The organism is Nonomuraea sediminis, assembly GCF_018531495.1.
In the GTDB taxonomy this organism is placed as follows: domain Bacteria; phylum Actinomycetota; class Actinomycetes; order Streptosporangiales; family Streptosporangiaceae; genus Nonomuraea; species Nonomuraea sediminis.
The window spans coordinates 17,149-31,786 of record NZ_JAHDTI010000006.1; the positions used below are offsets into that span (position 1 = coordinate 17,149).

Consider the following 14,638-nt stretch of genomic DNA (forward strand, 5'->3'; position numbering starts at 1 on the left):
ATGCCAAAGACCCCCAAGTCTTCACCCCCGAAGACGGCCAAGATCAAGGCCAACCGCGCCAAGCGTCGCCACCTGCAGTCGTTACAGCGGCTGGCCGTGCAGAAGGAGAGGGCCGATCGCTCCGAACGGCACGCGGGCATCAGGCAGCAGCCGCGCGAGGGCAGGCCGCGCACGCGCAGGGCGTCGCGGCGGTAGTCACATCACGCGCGAGCCGTACATCTCTCCCAGATGGTCGGCGAGCAGTTCCAATCTGGCGCCGTCGGGGTCCTTGAAGTAGATGGAGGCGCCGCTCTCGATCTGGTGCGGCACGCCGGCCATCTCCAGCTTGCCCCGCAACCGCTCCCAGGTGACGGGGTCGACGGAGATCGCGATGTGGTGCAACCCGCCGAGCACTTCCTGGTAGGGACCGAGATCAAGGCCCGGGAAGTCGAAGAAGGCAAGGAGGTTTCCGTTGCCTATGTCGAAGAAGAAGTGGTTCGAACCCTTGTAGTCGCGGTTCTCGAAGATCTCCGTGAGCGGAAACTCCAGCAGGTCCTGATAGAACCGGATGGTTCGCTCCACGTCCGAGGAGAGCAGGGCGAAGTGGTGCAGACCCCGCGCGCTGCTCGGAGGCCGGCGCGCTAAGAGGTGGCGCGCCCTGATCTGCTCGCGCCTGGCCTCTATAGCTGCATAGTCAATGGTCACGGTCGCTCTATGTCCCTCCGGGGGCCTCCTCAACCGCTCGCCGTGGCGACGCTTTCGTTTTCTGTCGGTACGGCGAGGCACTATGAGAGCGTGACATCGCTGGACCACTTCAGCCCGCTGACCAGGCAATGGTTCGAGGGCGCCTTCGCCGCGCCCACGTCGGCCCAGGAGGGGGCGTGGGACTCGATCGCCAAGGGCGACAACACCCTGGTCGTCGCGCCCACCGGGTCCGGCAAGACGCTGGCGGCCTTCCTGTGGTCGCTCGACCGGCTCTCGCTCGAGGCCGACAGGAAGGGCACGAAGGTGCTCTACGTCTCGCCGCTGAAGGCGCTGGCCGTGGACGTGGAGCGCAACCTGCGGGCGCCGTTGGCCGGTCTCAAGCAGACCGCGCGGCGCCTGGGCGAGCCGGTGCCCGAGATCTCGGTGTCCATCCGGTCGGGTGACACCCCCGCCGAGGACCGCAGGCGGTTCGCCGCCAAGCCGTCCGACATCCTCATCACCACGCCCGAGTCGCTGTTCCTGCTGCTCACCAGCCAGGCGCGGGAGGCGCTGCGCGGCGTCGAGACCGTGATCGTGGACGAGGTGCACGCCGTGGCAGCCACCAAGCGCGGCGCCCACCTCGCGCTCAGCCTGGAACGGCTCGACGCGCTGCTCGACAGGCCCGCGCAGCGGATCGGGCTGTCGGCCACCGTGCGGCCGGTCAGCGAGGTGGCCGCCTTCCTCGGCGGCGCGAGCGTGGTGCAGCCTCCCTCGGACAAGCGCATCGAGGTCGAGGTCGTCGTCCCCGTCGAGGACATGACCGAGATGGAGACCAGGCCGAACGAGGAGGAGCCGGTCAACCGGTCGATCTGGCCGCACGTCGAGGAGCACCTGTTCGACCTGATCGGCGCGCACAGCTCGACGATCGTGTTCGCCAACTCCCGCCGCCTGGCCGAGCGGCTGTGCACGCGGCTCAACGAGCTGGCCTATGAGCGCGAGTCCGGCGTCGACCTGTCGGCGTGGGACGTGCCCGCCGAGATGATGGCGCAGGCAGGCTCGAGCAAGGGCGCGGTGCCCGAGATCGTGCGGGCCCACCACGGCTCGGTGTCGAAGGAGGAGCGCGCCCAGATCGAGGAGGCGCTCAAATCGGGCCGGCTGCCCGCCGTGGTCGCCACCTCCAGCCTGGAGCTGGGCATCGACATGGGCTCCGTCGACCTGGTGGCGTGCGTGGAGGCGCCGCCGAGCGTGGCCAGCGGCCTGCAGCGGATCGGCCGGGCGGGCCACCAGGTGGGCGCGGTGTCCAAGGGCGTGATCTTCCCCAAGTACCGCGGCGACCTGGTGCAGACCGCCGTGGTGGCCGAGCGGATGAAGAGCGGTCAGATCGAGGAGCTGCGCTACCCGCGCAACCCCCTCGACGTGCTCGCCCAGCAGATCGTGGCGATGACCGCGATGGACGAGTGGACGGTCGACGAGCTGGAGAGCGTGGTCAAGCGGGCCGCGCCGTACGCCACCCTGCCCAGGAGCGCGCTTGAGGCCACGCTCGACATGCTGGCCGGGCGCTATCCCAGCGAGGAGTTCGCCGAGCTGCGCCCGCGCATCGTGTGGGACAGGGTGAAGGGCACGCTCCAGGGCCGCCCCGGCGCGCAGCGGCTGGCGGTGACCAACGGCGGCACGATCCCCGACCGCGGCCTGTTCGGCGTCTTCCTCGTCGGCGAGAAGGCGTCCAGGGTGGGCGAGCTGGATGAGGAGATGGTGTACGAGTCGCGCGTCGGCGACGCGTTCGTGCTGGGCGCGACCTCGTGGCGGATCGAGGACATCACGCCCGACCGGGTGCTGGTCTCCCCCGCGCCCGGTCAGCCGGGCAAGCTGCCGTTCTGGCACGGCGACGCGCCCGGCAGGCCCGCCGAGCTGGGGCGGGCGATCGGCCAGTTCCTGCGTTCGCCCGAGGAGAAGCGGCTGCGGGAGGCGGGGCTCGACTCCTTCGCCTCGGAAAACCTGCTCGCCTACCTGAAGGAGCAGCGCGAGGCCACCGGCTACGTGCCCGACGACCGCACGCTGCTGGTCGAGCGCTTCCACGACGAGCTGGGCGACTGGCGGGTGGTCATCCACTCGCCGTACGGCGCGCGGGTGCACGCGCCTTGGGCGCTGGCGATCAACCGGCGCCTGCGCGAGCGGTACGGCATCGACGTGCAGGCCGTGCACTCCGACGACGGGATCGTGCTGCGCATCCCCGACACGCTGGCCGAGCCGCCGTCCGACGTGGCCGCCTTCGACGCCGAGGAGATCGAGCAGATCGTCACCGAGGAGCTGGGCGGGTCGGCGATGTTCGCCTCCCGCTTCCGTGAGTGCGCCGGGCGGGCTCTGCTGCTGCCCCGCCGTACTCCAGGAAAGCGCAGCCCGCTGTGGCAGCAGCGGCAGCGGGCCGCGCACCTGCTGGGGGTGGCCTCGCAGTACGCCTCGTTCCCGATCGTGCTCGAGACGATGCGCGAGTGCCTGCAGGACGTCTTCGACGTGCCCGGGCTCGTGCAGCTGATGCGCGACATCGCCGCGCGCAAGGTGCGGGTGGTGGAGGTGGAGACCTCGCAGGCCTCGCCGTTCGCCGCCTCGCTGCTGTTCCACTACGTGGGCGCGTTCATGTACGAGGGCGACGCGCCGCTGGCCGAGCGGCGGGCCCAGGCGCTGGCGCTGGACACCTCGCTGCTGGCCGAGCTGCTCGGCCAGGCCGACCTGCGCGAGCTGCTCGATCCCGACGTGATCGTGGAGGCCGAGCGGGAGCTGGCTCGGCTCGATCGGCCGCTGCGCGACGCGGAGGACCTCGCCGACCTGCTGCGCTCCCACGGGCCCTTGGTGGCCGACGACGTCAGCGTGCGGGGCGGCGACCCGTCGTGGCTCACCGGCCTGGAGAACGCGCGGCGGGCGCTGCGGGTCCGCATCGCGGGCGAGGAGCGGTGGGCGGCGATCGAGGATGCCGCGCGGCTGCGCGACGCGCTCGGCGCGCCGCTGCCCGTCGGGGTGCCGCATGTCTTCCTCGAGCCTGTCGCCGATCCGCTCGCCGACCTGGTCGCGCGCCACGCCCGCACGCGCGGCCCCTTCCACGCCGGTACGGCTGCCGCCAGGTTCGGGCTCGGCGTGGCCGTGGTCACCGACGCGCTGCGGCGGCTGGCCGCCACGGGGCGGGTGGTCAACGGCGAGTTCAGGCCCGGCGGGCGGGGCGAGGAGTGGTGCGACGCCGGAGTGCTGCGGATGCTGCGGCGGCGGTCGCTGGCCAGGCTGCGCAAGGAGGTCGAGCCCGTCGCGCCCGAGGCGCTCGCCCGGTTCCTGCCGGTGTGGCATGGGATCACCGGATCGCGCGCTCCGGTGCCCATGGACTCCCTCGTGGGGACGATCGAGCAACTGCAGGGGGCGGCGGTGCCCGCCTCGGCGCTGGAGACGCTGGTGCTGCCCTCGCGGGTGCCCGGCTACTCGCCCGCGCTGCTCGACGAGCTGACCTCCTCCGGTGAGGTGCTGTGGGCCGGCCAGGGTTCGCTGCCCGGGGGCGACGGCTGGGTGTCGCTGTACTTCGCCGACACGGCGCCGCTGCTGCTGCCCGCGCCCGCCGAGATCACGCTCACTCCCCTGCACTCGCAGATCCTCGAGCTGCTGGAGGGCGGGGGTGCGATGTTCTTCCGCGGGCTGTCGGACCGGCTCGGCTCGCTGGACGACCAGGCGCTCGCCGCGGCGCTGTGGGACCTGGTGTGGGCCGGACGCGTCTCCGGCGACACGATGGCGCCGCTGCGTGCCACGCTCGGATCCGGCCGGCCCGCGCATCGACCGCCCACCTCGCGGCGGCGGCGTGCCGTACTGCCCAGCAGGAGCGGTCCGCCCACGGTCGGCGGTCGCTGGTGGCTGCTGCCGCTGCCCGCCGAGGACGCCACCCTGCGGGCGCAGGCTCAGGCCGACGTGCTGCTCGAACGGCACGGCGTCGTGACCCGTGGCGCGGTGACCTCCGAACGGCTGCCCGGCGGCTTCACGCCGATCTACCAGGTGCTGCGGGCCTACGAGGAGAGCGGCCGCTGCCGCCGCGGCTACTTCGTCGAGGGCCTGGGCGGCGCCCAGTTCGCCCTTCCCGGCGCCGTCGACCGCATGCGCGCCCTCTCCCCGGTCTCCGCCGGCGATGGGGCAAAGGGTGAGCGGCGCGCCGTCGTGCTCGCGGCCGCCGACCCGGCCAACCCTTACGGCGCGGCGCTCGCGTGGCCCGCGCATCCCGGGGAGGTCGGCCACAAGCCGGGACGCAAGGCGGGCTCCCTCGTCGTCCTCGTCGACGGCCACCTCGTCCTGTACGTGGAGCGCGGTGGCAAGACCCTGCTGTCCTTCACCGACGACGACCGCCTCCGCCCGGCGGTCGACGCCCTCGCCCTCTCGGTCCGCGACGGCGCCCTCGGCAAGCTCACCGTCGAACGCGCCGACGGCACCGCGATCACCGACTCCCCCCTCGCCGAGGCCCTCGAGGCAGCCGGCTTCCACCCCACCCCCCGAGGCCTCCGCCTCCGCGCCTAACCCACCCCTGAAAGCCTTGTCAGTCCGGCCCTTGATGCAGAGCACTCTGCGCGTCGGCGGTGCGGACATGGCAGGCCTGCGCAATATCGGTCCAGCTGGTTCCATCTGCGCGCAGTGCCTGTACTGCCTGCCTCAAGGCCACGATGTAGCGTCGGTGCGCCTCGGCGAGCGCGTCGAGTTCGGCGGATCGCGGGTGCACCTGCACGTCCGGAGTCGTTGGGGCGCCGTATCGCAGGGCGCCGAGGCGACGAGCCTTAGGCTTCCTGGACCGAGTACGTCACCGGCACCGAACAGGAGACAATCGACAGCTCGTTGTCCTGATCGTGGTGTTCGGTGTGACCGTCAACACCCCCTCCTACACCCTGCTCCCCCGAACTCTGGGATGGCCGGGTCGGCACGTTCGCGACGTTGGCCATCGGAGGGGTACTTCGGGTACCTAGCAGCCCACCGCAGAGGTGAGTAGGGAGGGATCGTCTCCCTCGCGCCTACACGCGTCGGTCGTCACCTGGCTGGATATCGCCCCATGTCCGGTGAAATCTCTTCCCGACCCTGCACGGCTGCGAGCACCACCACGGCTACCAAGGCCACCGCGATCAGAGGCAGGCCCGCCAGGAAACCCCATCGCCACGACAGGTACTCGTCCGTGATCCCGCCCACGAGCGGTCCCGCCCCGAGCCCCACCACGATCGCCACAGCGGGAACGGAGATCGCCTTCCACAGTTCGGGCCCAGGAAAGGCGGCCCTGATGAGGCCGACTCCCGCCCACAACACGACCGCCCCCGCCAACCCCTGCAACACTCGACCGCCGATCAGCAGGCTGGGCATGAGAGCAAAGGCGCACAAGGCGGTCGCAAGACCGAAAGCGGCCAGCCCAAGAGCGGCCGACACGACCAGCAAGACCCGCTGCCGACTGGGCGCCGGAACGAACGCGCCCACGAACGCCAGCAGGGAGACGTACACCCCCACTTGCATGGCCGAGTGAGACGCAGCGAGATCAGCCCTAACAAACGGCATGATCGTGATGAATATCGTCGCGTAGACCGACACGAGCAGGGCGCACAAACTGAGGGCGACGAGCAATAACCAGCGTCTGGACATGCCGGAAACCCTATCGAAACCTGATCATTCATCCTGGACGACGAAGGCCTCTCGACGATCTGTCGCAGGCAGTCGCGGAACAGGTCGTCGACCGTACGGCCAGGCTGGAAGTTTTCAGCCACGGCTCAAGCGCGTCAAGACGCGCGCCCGCGTGGGCATGTGTCGACTACGAGATCCACACCGATAAGTCGACGTCTGTGGCCGGACTTCTCCGCCCATCACAGTGAGGACCATCACGGAGCCGACGCCCGGCCCAGCAGATCTACACGCTCAGCGCTGTATCCGAGGAGGGCCGGCGCTCAACCTTTAAACAACTTCTCAGCGAGGAGTTGCAGCACCGTGCCCAGAATCGCGCCGACGGTCAGGAAGATCACTTGCGACCGGCGTGAGCGACGTTCGATCGCCTCAACGATCGGATCAGCACGAGCCGCCACCAGACGTTCCACCGCTTCCAGCGCCGCCTTCTGGTCCTCGGCGTACGTTCGACTCTGCTCGGCATGGCGTCGATTCTCTTCCGCCTCGAGAGCAAGCTCCTGAGCCGCGTGCGCCCGCGCCGCCATCTCAGCCTGAAGCAGAGCGAACGCGGCCGCGGACTCGGAGAGTTGGTGCGCCATCGCGGTGAATCTCTCCTCCAGGTCATCGGTTGCATGCTGCCTCATCCGAGGCCGCGCGGTGCGCTCGTTGTGGACCTGGACTCGGAAGACGGCGAGACAGAGTAGAGCCAACGCACTGATCGACAAGGTCGGTATGAGCGTCACCATGACGCCCACATCGAAGGGGGCCAGAAGCGCAAAAGCGCTGGCCGCCGAGACCGCCACAGCTCCGTACGCCTCTGGCACACGCTTGAAACGGGCCCACAGACCGTCAGCGTCTGTAAGGCCGCGCGGGACAGTGAGTGCCACAGCAGCGATCACCAGAAAAGTCGGCACAATGTCGTCGTCCGCCGGCCAGAGGTTGCCACCGGTGGCCGCAACCGTGAGGACGACCGCGATACACACGAACGCCAATGCAGGCCAGTAGCGCCTCAAGACCGAAGAAGATGCGCTCACAGCCATTCATCGCTCTGGACGCGACCTTCGTTGCGAAACGTCCAGACTGCTGGAGAAGAAGCGCGCGGTGACGGTGCGCGGTGAGCCGCCGACCGAGTAACGGCCGTTTACGCCTGCGACGCCGCGTCTTGGCTCTGACCTGCTGCCAGCAGGCCCCAGCCCTCACCTATCCGTACACGCGAAAGGCTCCGCCCGCCTCCAGAAGGAGACGAGCAGGGCTCGGCGTGCGTCTATGCGATCCTCCACCCCGGCCCTGTCACCAACCCCAAAGTAACTCTGTGTAATTACGGTTGCGGCGTGCTCAGGCATGCTGCTGGACGCCTTCCGGCACGCCCGACGCATTTCCCGAGGATGCGATGGACCGTCCCCTAATGTTTGATCATGCCTCTGCGCTGGCGAAATGCCCTCTGGTTGAGCACGAGAGGATGGGAGCTGATCTACGCCGCTGCAGCCATCCTCGGAGCCGCCGGACTACTTTGGGGCGTCGCGACGAGGAACTGGCTTCTGGCTATCGGTGGCACGGTCGTGATGGCTGCGATGGCTTATATCTTCGCGAAGTACTGGAACAGCGTCCGCTCGCCGCGACTTCCCCCTCGAGCGCAGCGCCGCCGAGCATGGAGTTCGCTGGGGTTCGTGCTCGTGTTTATCGCCGTGCTAGCCGTGACGCTTTACCTGAATCCCCGCGGCTCTTCCCCACCGCTACCCACGCCAGCCACCGAGCCGCCATCAGCCACCATGCCTGGCTCTTCCCCATCGCTACCCACGCCAGCCACCGAGCCGCCATCAGCCACCAAGCCCAGCGTGCCCGTCACCGTCACGACGACAGTCACTGCCGCTCCTGGGCAAACCGCCTCTTCGACCTCCTTGCCACCGCCTATGACGCAGGAAAGACGTCCCGACGCTGCGGCATTGCTTACAGCCGGGGCCGCAGTCCTCGGCGCGATCGGCACCCTATTGGGCTCCGTCGGCACGATCATGGCCGCTCGCGCCACGGTTATGAGCGCACAAGCGCAGCGTGGTCCGAGGAGCCGCAAGAGTAGGCGGCAAAGCAAATGAAAGGCCGTCCCGGAAACTCGAGGCCGGCGCCCAGACGATCGCGGGTCACTGCTGGCCGACCTGGATGGCCGGCCAGCGGGAACCCGTGGACGGGGATCGGTTGCGGGTGTTGAGCGGGTCGCCGCAGGTCACGATGCGCGACAGCGTCACCCGCAGAGGGCTCGGCGTCGAGCCGGGCACCGACCTGCTCGCGATGCTGATCAACCTGTCCGAGCAGGGGCTGATCGACTGGGCGATGCAGGGCCGCACGCTGCGGGTGTGGAACGAGGGCACACCCACAGGTTCTGCGGTACGAGCCAGTCGCTGGCCGCCCAAGAGGGCGCGGACTGGACGAACCCTCGCTGACCGAAGGTCCGATACTGCGGGTGCTCGTGCGGGGGGACGGACAGCCACAGGGGTGCGACCATGTCGGCGGCCTCGTGCATGGGTATGGAACTCCTCGCTTACAGGTAGGACCGGAGTGCCCGGATCTCGAGCTTGGCACCGGCCTGTGGATCCCGATGCGCCACCGCGTTGTATACGATTAGCCGCTGATGACTGAGATGACGATTGGCGGGACGCACCGCACCCTGCGTGACGAGGTGACCGCGGAGCTGCGGCGGCGCATCATGTCGGGCGAGCTCGAGCAGGGCGAGCGGCTGGTCGAGGACCGGCTGGCCGCCCAGCTCGGCGTGTCCCGCAACCCGGTGCGCGAGTCCATCAGGGTGCTGGCCACCGAGGGATTCGTCGAGGTCGTCCCGCGGATCGGCGCCGCGGTGGCACGGCTGTCGAGCGCCGAGGCCGAGGAGCTGTTCGACGTCAGGATGGCGATCGAGGGGCTGGCGGCGCGGCTGGCCGCCCGCAAGGCGACCCCGGCGTCGGCGGCCAGGCTGCGCCGGGTGCTCGAGGAGGCCAAGGACGCCGTGGAGAACGGCCACCTGGACGCCGTGGCGGACCTGAACACCGCCTTCCACCGGGCCGTGGGCGAGGTGGCGGGCAACTCCTATCTCAACTTGATGATGGCGCCGATGCTGCAGCGGGCGCAGTGGGTCTTCAGCCAGACGGCGGCCGTCCGCGGCCCACACTCGTGGACCGAGCACGTGAGCCTGTGCGAGGCCATCGCCGCGGGCGACGAGGACGAGGCGCAGGCCCGGGCGATCGCGCACGTCGCCGCTGCCCGCCGCTCCTACCTGGCCGCCGTCAAGTCCCAGCAGTAAACGGCCCCCGAACAATTCAGAAATCAACCTCTTGTATACAGTCTCCTAAATCTGCTGGATCCCCCTCGGAGGCAACCGCATGAGACCCCTAGCCCTGGCGGCCCGCGGCATAGGAGGCTCGACCGTGCCCACGGCGGCCTTCGAGGCATGCCGTACACAGGAACCCGCGCTGGCCGGCGAGGCGGCCTGCCATCTGCTCAGGCGAACCCGATGAAGGGAACGACCGTGTTCACCACGAGGCCCGAGCTCACCGGCGACTTCGGCATGGTGGCCAGCACCCACTGGCTGGCCTCCGCCACCGGCATGGGCGTGCTTGAGCGGGGCGGGAACGCTTTCGACGCGGCGGTGGCCGCCGGGTTCGTCCTGCAGGTGGCCGAGCCGCACCTGAACGGTCCGGGCGGCGAGGTGCCGATCCTGCTGTGGGACGAGGCCGAGCAGCGGGTGTCGGTCGTGTGCGGGCAGGGCGTGGCCCCGGCCGGCGCCACGATCGGCCACTACACCGGGCTCGGCCTGGACATCGTGCCCGGCACGGGGCTGCTCGCGGCCACGGTGCCCGGCGCGTTCGGCGGCTGGCTGTTGATGCTGGAGCGCTGGGGCACCTGGTCGCTGGCGGACGTGCTCGAGCCTGCCATCCACTACGCCGAGCACGGCATCCCGGTGCTGGAGCGGATCTCGGGCACGATCGGCAAGGTCGAGCGGCTGTTCCGCGAGGACTGGCCGACCTCGGCGGCCACCTGGCTGCCTGGCGGGCAGGTGCCCGCGCCGGGGTCCAGGCTGGCCAACCCGGTGCTGGCGGCCACCTATCGGCGGCTGGCGCAGGAGTCGCGGGGAAGCACCAGGGAGGCGGGGATCGAGGCCGCCCGCCGGGCCTGGTACAGCGGGTTCGTGGCCGAGGCGATCGCCGAGTTCAGCGCGAAGACGGCCTGGCGCGACAGCTCGGGCGAGGTGCACGGCGGCGTGCTCACCGGCGACGACCTGGCCGGATGGGCGGCCTCGGTGGAGGATCCCGTCACGTTCGACTACCGGGGCCACACGGTGTGCAAGACCGGGCCGTGGGGTCAGGGTCCCGTCTTCCTGCAGCAGCTCGCGCTGCTCGACGGCCTCGACCTGGACGGGATGGGGTTCCTGTCCGCCGACTACGTCCACACCGTCATCGAGAGCGCCAAGCTGGCCTTCGCCGACCGCGAGGCCTGGTACGGCGACGCTGACGTGCCCATGGACGACCTGCTCAGACCCGAGTACTCCACGGCGCGGCGGGCGCTGATCGGCGGCACCGCCGGCATGGAGCTCCGCCCCGGCGCCCCAGGCGGACGCACCCCACTTCTGCCGAAATTTCCGGATATAGCGGGGCAGGAGCGGCCGGCGGGGATCGGGGAGCCGACCGTCGGGCGCGACGGGTACACCCGGGGCGACACCTGCCACGTCGACGTCGTCGACCGGCACGGCAACATGGTCTCCGCCACGCCCAGCGGCGGCTGGCTGCAGAGCTCCCCGATCATCCCCGAGCTGGGCTTCTGCCTCGGCACCCGGGCACAGATGTTCTGGCTGCAGGAGGGGCTGCCCGCCTCCCTGCGTCCGGGGGTGCGCCCGCGCACCACGCTGTCGCCGTCGTTCGCGCTGCGCGACGGCCGGCCGTACCTGGCCTTCGGCACGCCCGGCGGCGACCAGCAGGACCAGTGGAGCGTGAACTTCTTCCTGTCCGTCGTGCACGGCGGACTGAACCTGCAGGAGGCGATCGACGCCCCGATGTTCCACAGCGAGCACTTCCCCAGCTCCTTCTACCCGCGCGCCGCGCTGCCCGGCGTCATGCACGTCGAGCAGCGGCTCGACCCGGCGGTCGTGGCCGAGCTGCGGCGGCGCGGTCACGTGGTCGAGGTGGACGGCCCGTGGTCGATCGGCCGGCTCAGCGCGGTGGCCAGGGACGGCGGCTTCCTCAAGGCGGCGGCCAACCCGCGCGGCGCCCAGGGTTATGCGGTCGGACGATGATCAGGGACCTGTTCTTCCTGGCCGGGGCGGGCCTGCTGGCCGGAGCGATCAACGCCATCGCCGGCGGCGGGACGCTGGTGTCCTTCCCCGCGCTGCTCGCGCTCGGCTACCCCAGCATCCCCGCCTCGGTGACGAACGCGGTGTCGCTGTGGCCCGGCTACCTGGGCGGCATGCTCGGCTACCGCGACGAGCTGCGCGGCCAGCGGCGCAGGACGACCGTGCTGTCGGTGACCACGGCGCTCGGCGCGGTGGCGGGCAGCGCGCTGCTCCTGCTGACGCCCGGGCGGCTGTTCGACTCCCTCGTGCCCTGGCTGGTGGCCTTCGCCAGCCTGGCGCTGCTGGCCCAGCCGTGGCTGCGCAAACGCTTCGGCGGTGAGGCGGAGGGCGAGCCGAGCAGGCTCATCTACCTGGGCGTGTTCCTCGGCGGCTGCTACGGCGCCTACTTCAACGGCGGCATGGGCGTGCTGCTGCTCGCCATCCTCGGGCTGTTCCTGCACGACAACCTGCACAGGGTCAACGCGATCAGGGCGGCGCTCTCGCTGGTCATCAGCACGGTGTCGGTGGTGGCGTTCTCGCTGTTCGGGCCGGTGCGCTGGGAGGCAGTGGCGGTGATCGCCCCGGCCAGCCTGGTGGGCGGCTTCCTGGGCACGCGCCTGGCCAGGATGATGTCGCCGAACGTGCTGCGCGGGGTCGTCGTGGTCTTCGGTCTGGGCGTGTCGGCGGTTCTGGCCCTTCGGTAAAGCGGAGGGTCTAGGCGACCGTGGCCTCGATGAGGTCGTCGACCACGTGGTGCAGGTTCTGGTCGCGGGCGTGGACCCGGCGCTGGCGGGTGGCTCCCGAGCCGCGGGCCAGCAGGCGATCCAGGCCTTCCGCGACGAAGTCGAGGTCGCCCGCCTCGTCCACGGCCGGCCGTACGTGGTCGAGCAGGCGGCGGGCCAGGACGGGGGCGGGGACGAGCGTGCCCGCGCGGATGTCGAGGCTGTCGCCGTGCAGGCCGTCGCGGGCGGCGCGCCAGTAGGCCGCGCGCAGCACCTCCGACGGCACCGGCAGGCCGCGGTCACCGCGGGCCACGTCGGCCAGGGCCGTCACCACCAGGGCGCGGATCAGTCCGATGATGGTGAGGCTGTCGTTGACGTCCAGCGGAACGTCCGCCACCCGCACCTCGACCGTGGGCAGCTTGGGCGAGGGCCGCGCGTCCCAGAAGACCGTCTTGGGGTCCATCAGCGCCCCCGACTCGGCCAGCGCGCGCAGCGCCAGCTCGTAGTCGGCGAAGCTCGGGAAGTACGGCGGGGCCCCCGAGACCGGCCACCGCCCCCAGCTGATCACCCGCCAGGAGGCGTAACCGGTGTCGCGGCCGACGAAGAACGGCGAGTTGGCGGCCAGCGCGATCAGCGTCGGTAACCAGGGACGCAGGTGGTTGCCCACGTAGACGGCCGTCTCCTCGTCGGGCACGTCCACGTGCACGTGCAGGGCGCAGATGCTGATCTCGTCCTGCAGCGCGCGGTAGAGCACCCGGCCCTGCTCGTAGCGCACGTCGTCGCTGAGCGGCGCGGGCACCACGTTGCCGAGCACCGGGATGCCGCTGGCCACCACGGCCAGGCCGCACGAGCGGGCCGCCGCGGCCACCTCCTTGCGCGCGGCGCGCAGCTGTACGCCGAGCTCGTCGAGGTCGGCGGAGGGCGGCGTGCGCGCCTCGACCTGGAAGCGGGTGATCTCGTGGGCCACGTCCAGGACGTCGGTGGCCGCGGCCAGAACCTCGGCCGCTCGGGGAGTCACGTGCCGTGTGCGGGGATCTACGACGAGGTACTCCTCTTCGATCCCGATCAGCGGAGCCATGAGCACACCTCGCAGGGGGAGCCTCAGTACGCTTTGTGCCCATTTCTCCGGGAGCTCACCCGAGGTCAAATGGAGATATGCACTGGCACGCCTACCTGTGGACGGGTAGCGGCGAGGAGCGCGGATACGAGGCCGAGCGGCGCACGGATTCGCCCGACTTCGCCGGCTCGCCGCTGCCGCCCATGCGGACGGGCGACTGGCTGGCCAAGCCGCGTTCGCGGATCGCGGCCTCCTTCACCGAGGTGGACCAGGCGCTGGAGTGGCTGGCCGCCCAGCACGGGATCCACTTCCGCGGCGATCCCGTCGGGCTGGGGGTGCGTATGGAGGCCGCGGCCGACGCGCTCCCGCGCGGGGTGGACGTGCAGTGGGGCGAGTGGCTGCCGGGCGGCCGCTTCGCCACGGCCGGCATGATCTGCTGCCCCAACCGGCACGTCCGCCATCCATGCCCGCGTCGCCCCTGAGGTCGGGGGCGTCAGAATGTGGCCGGTCCGTAGACGGCGGACCGGGCGCCGGTCATCAGTGCCCAGTAGCGGTCGCCGTAGGACCAGTGCCACCACTCGGTGGGGTAGTTGACCAGGCCGGACGGCTCGAGCGCGGCGGCCAGCAGGTCGCGGTGGCGGCGCGCCTCGGGTGAGATGCCGGTCGCGCCGGTGTAGCAGGCGCCGTCGCTCTGCTCGGGGTTGTCGTTGACCTGGGTGCCCATGTCGTACTCGACGCCGTCGGGGTCGCACAGCGTCAGGTCCACGGCGGCTCCCGCGGTGTGCGGTGCCACGTTCACCGGCGACACGTACCGGCTTGCCAGGACATGCGCCTCTTCAGGCGACATTTCGGGGTTCGCGGCGAGCAGCTCGTCCCGATATTCCGTGAAATATCGGTGCTGGGTGGGGATCGGGCGGAACCCCTCGACGATCAGCAGGTGGTACCCGGAGGGCAGCAGGCTCTCGGCCTTCTCCAGGCGCGCGAGCAGCCCGGCCCGCAGATGGGCGTAGGCCCCGTCGGCATCGGCCAGCCGCGAGTCGACCCGCAGCCGCCCGCGCACGTCGGCCAGCACCTCGCCGCTCTCCTGCACGGGAATGGCCGAGACCCGGGGATCGGAGATGAGCACGATGTCGCACATGAGGAGAAATTCTCACACAGTGTCGAGGAACCCGGTTGTGGGCCCTCCGGAATCCTGAAATACTCCAAACGGTTAAGAAACTTTCTTAAAAGAAACTCAGA

The 14,638-nt window shown here is 70.4% G+C and carries 13 protein-coding genes; 6 read left to right on the top strand and 7 right to left on the bottom strand.

All coding sequences use genetic code 11. The features are described from left to right. Positions 1–195: a hypothetical protein gene (locus KIK09_RS27105; RefSeq protein ID WP_214322193.1), complete on the top strand. Its 195-nt coding sequence runs from the start codon at positions 1–3 to the stop codon at positions 193–195. Here the strand turns inward: KIK09_RS27105 and KIK09_RS27110 are convergent, their stop codons facing one another. Next, positions 196–684, bottom strand: coding sequence for a VOC family protein (locus tag KIK09_RS27110; RefSeq protein ID WP_214322194.1), 489 nt, complete (start codon positions 682–684; stop codon positions 196–198). A 90-nt stretch (positions 685–774) separates the two neighbouring features. On the opposite strand from KIK09_RS27110, the gene KIK09_RS27115 reads away from it, so the two are divergent. After that, positions 775–5,199 (top strand): ATP-dependent helicase, encoded by a 4,425-nt coding sequence (locus KIK09_RS27115; protein WP_308164307.1) that lies wholly within the window; start codon positions 775–777, stop codon positions 5,197–5,199. Between the two features lie 19 nt (positions 5,200–5,218). Here the strand turns inward: KIK09_RS27115 and KIK09_RS27120 are convergent, their stop codons facing one another. The 4 genes from KIK09_RS27120 to KIK09_RS27135 form a co-directional block, all read right to left on the bottom strand. After that, the gene (locus tag KIK09_RS27120; protein WP_214322196.1) at positions 5,219–5,404 is read right to left on the bottom strand and encodes a hypothetical protein; all 186 of its coding nucleotides are present in this window, start codon (positions 5,402–5,404) and stop codon (positions 5,219–5,221) included. Between the two features lie 296 nt (positions 5,405–5,700). Continuing rightward, positions 5,701–6,297: an MFS transporter gene (locus KIK09_RS27125; RefSeq protein ID WP_214322197.1), complete on the bottom strand. Its 597-nt coding sequence runs from the start codon at positions 6,295–6,297 to the stop codon at positions 5,701–5,703. Between the two features lie 299 nt (positions 6,298–6,596). After that, positions 6,597–7,325 carry a hypothetical protein gene (locus KIK09_RS27130; protein WP_214322198.1) on the bottom strand — a complete coding sequence of 243 codons (729 nt, stop codon included), beginning with the start codon at positions 7,323–7,325 and terminating at the stop codon, positions 6,597–6,599. A 1,122-nt stretch (positions 7,326–8,447) separates the two neighbouring features. After that, positions 8,448–8,675, bottom strand: coding sequence for a hypothetical protein (locus KIK09_RS27135; RefSeq protein ID WP_214322199.1), 228 nt, complete (start codon positions 8,673–8,675; stop codon positions 8,448–8,450). Between the two features lie 260 nt (positions 8,676–8,935). Here KIK09_RS27135 and KIK09_RS27140 point away from each other — a divergent pair, with 260 nt between their 5' ends. From KIK09_RS27140 to KIK09_RS27150, 3 genes are all read left to right on the top strand, one after another. Continuing rightward, the gene (locus tag KIK09_RS27140) at positions 8,936–9,598 is read left to right on the top strand and encodes a GntR family transcriptional regulator (RefSeq protein ID WP_214322200.1); all 663 of its coding nucleotides are present in this window, start codon (positions 8,936–8,938) and stop codon (positions 9,596–9,598) included. 210 nt (positions 9,599–9,808) lie between these two features. After that, positions 9,809–11,584 carry a gamma-glutamyltransferase family protein gene (locus KIK09_RS27145; protein WP_214322201.1) on the top strand — a complete coding sequence of 592 codons (1,776 nt, stop codon included), beginning with the start codon at positions 9,809–9,811 and terminating at the stop codon, positions 11,582–11,584. Further along, positions 11,581–12,324 carry a sulfite exporter TauE/SafE family protein gene (locus tag KIK09_RS27150; protein ID WP_214322202.1) on the top strand — a complete coding sequence of 248 codons (744 nt, stop codon included), beginning with the start codon at positions 11,581–11,583 and terminating at the stop codon, positions 12,322–12,324. The genes KIK09_RS27145 and KIK09_RS27150 overlap by 4 nt, the downstream gene beginning before the upstream one ends. Before the next feature lie 10 nt (positions 12,325–12,334). On the opposite strand, the gene KIK09_RS27155 is transcribed toward KIK09_RS27150, so the two are convergent. After that, positions 12,335–13,420, bottom strand: a complete 1,086-nt coding sequence (locus KIK09_RS27155) for a carboxylate-amine ligase (protein WP_214322203.1) — start codon at positions 13,418–13,420, stop codon at positions 12,335–12,337. A 77-nt stretch (positions 13,421–13,497) separates the two neighbouring features. Between KIK09_RS27155 and KIK09_RS27160 the strand changes: the two genes are divergently transcribed. Next, positions 13,498–13,881 carry a hypothetical protein gene (locus KIK09_RS27160; protein WP_214322204.1) on the top strand — a complete coding sequence of 128 codons (384 nt, stop codon included), beginning with the start codon at positions 13,498–13,500 and terminating at the stop codon, positions 13,879–13,881. An 11-nt stretch (positions 13,882–13,892) separates the two neighbouring features. Here KIK09_RS27160 and KIK09_RS27165 read toward each other — a convergent pair whose 3' ends face one another. Further along, entirely contained in the window at positions 13,893–14,537 is a 645-nt protein-coding gene (locus KIK09_RS27165) for a M15 family metallopeptidase (protein WP_214322205.1), read from the bottom strand. Positions 14,538–14,638: the final 101 nt, after the last annotated feature.

What these genes read in the sequence shown, in the direction of transcription:
- KIK09_RS27105 (WP_214322193.1), top strand. Translation starts at nt 1, where the DNA reads ATGCCAAAGACCCCCAAGTCTTCACCCCCGAAGACGGCCAAGATCAAG.
- KIK09_RS27125 (WP_214322197.1), bottom strand. Translation starts at nt 6,297, where the DNA reads ATGTCCAGACGCTGGTTATTGCTCGTCGCCCTCAGTTTGTGCGCCCTG.
- KIK09_RS27140 (WP_214322200.1), top strand. Translation starts at nt 8,936, where the DNA reads ATGACTGAGATGACGATTGGCGGGACGCACCGCACCCTGCGTGACGAG.
- KIK09_RS27145 (WP_214322201.1), top strand. Translation starts at nt 9,809, where the DNA reads ATGAAGGGAACGACCGTGTTCACCACGAGGCCCGAGCTCACCGGCGAC.
- KIK09_RS27150 (WP_214322202.1), top strand. Translation starts at nt 11,581, where the DNA reads ATGATCAGGGACCTGTTCTTCCTGGCCGGGGCGGGCCTGCTGGCCGGA.
- KIK09_RS27155 (WP_214322203.1), bottom strand. Translation starts at nt 13,420, where the DNA reads ATGGCTCCGCTGATCGGGATCGAAGAGGAGTACCTCGTCGTAGATCCC.
- KIK09_RS27160 (WP_214322204.1), top strand. Translation starts at nt 13,498, where the DNA reads ATGCACTGGCACGCCTACCTGTGGACGGGTAGCGGCGAGGAGCGCGGA.
- KIK09_RS27165 (WP_214322205.1), bottom strand. Translation starts at nt 14,537, where the DNA reads ATGTGCGACATCGTGCTCATCTCCGATCCCCGGGTCTCGGCCATTCCC.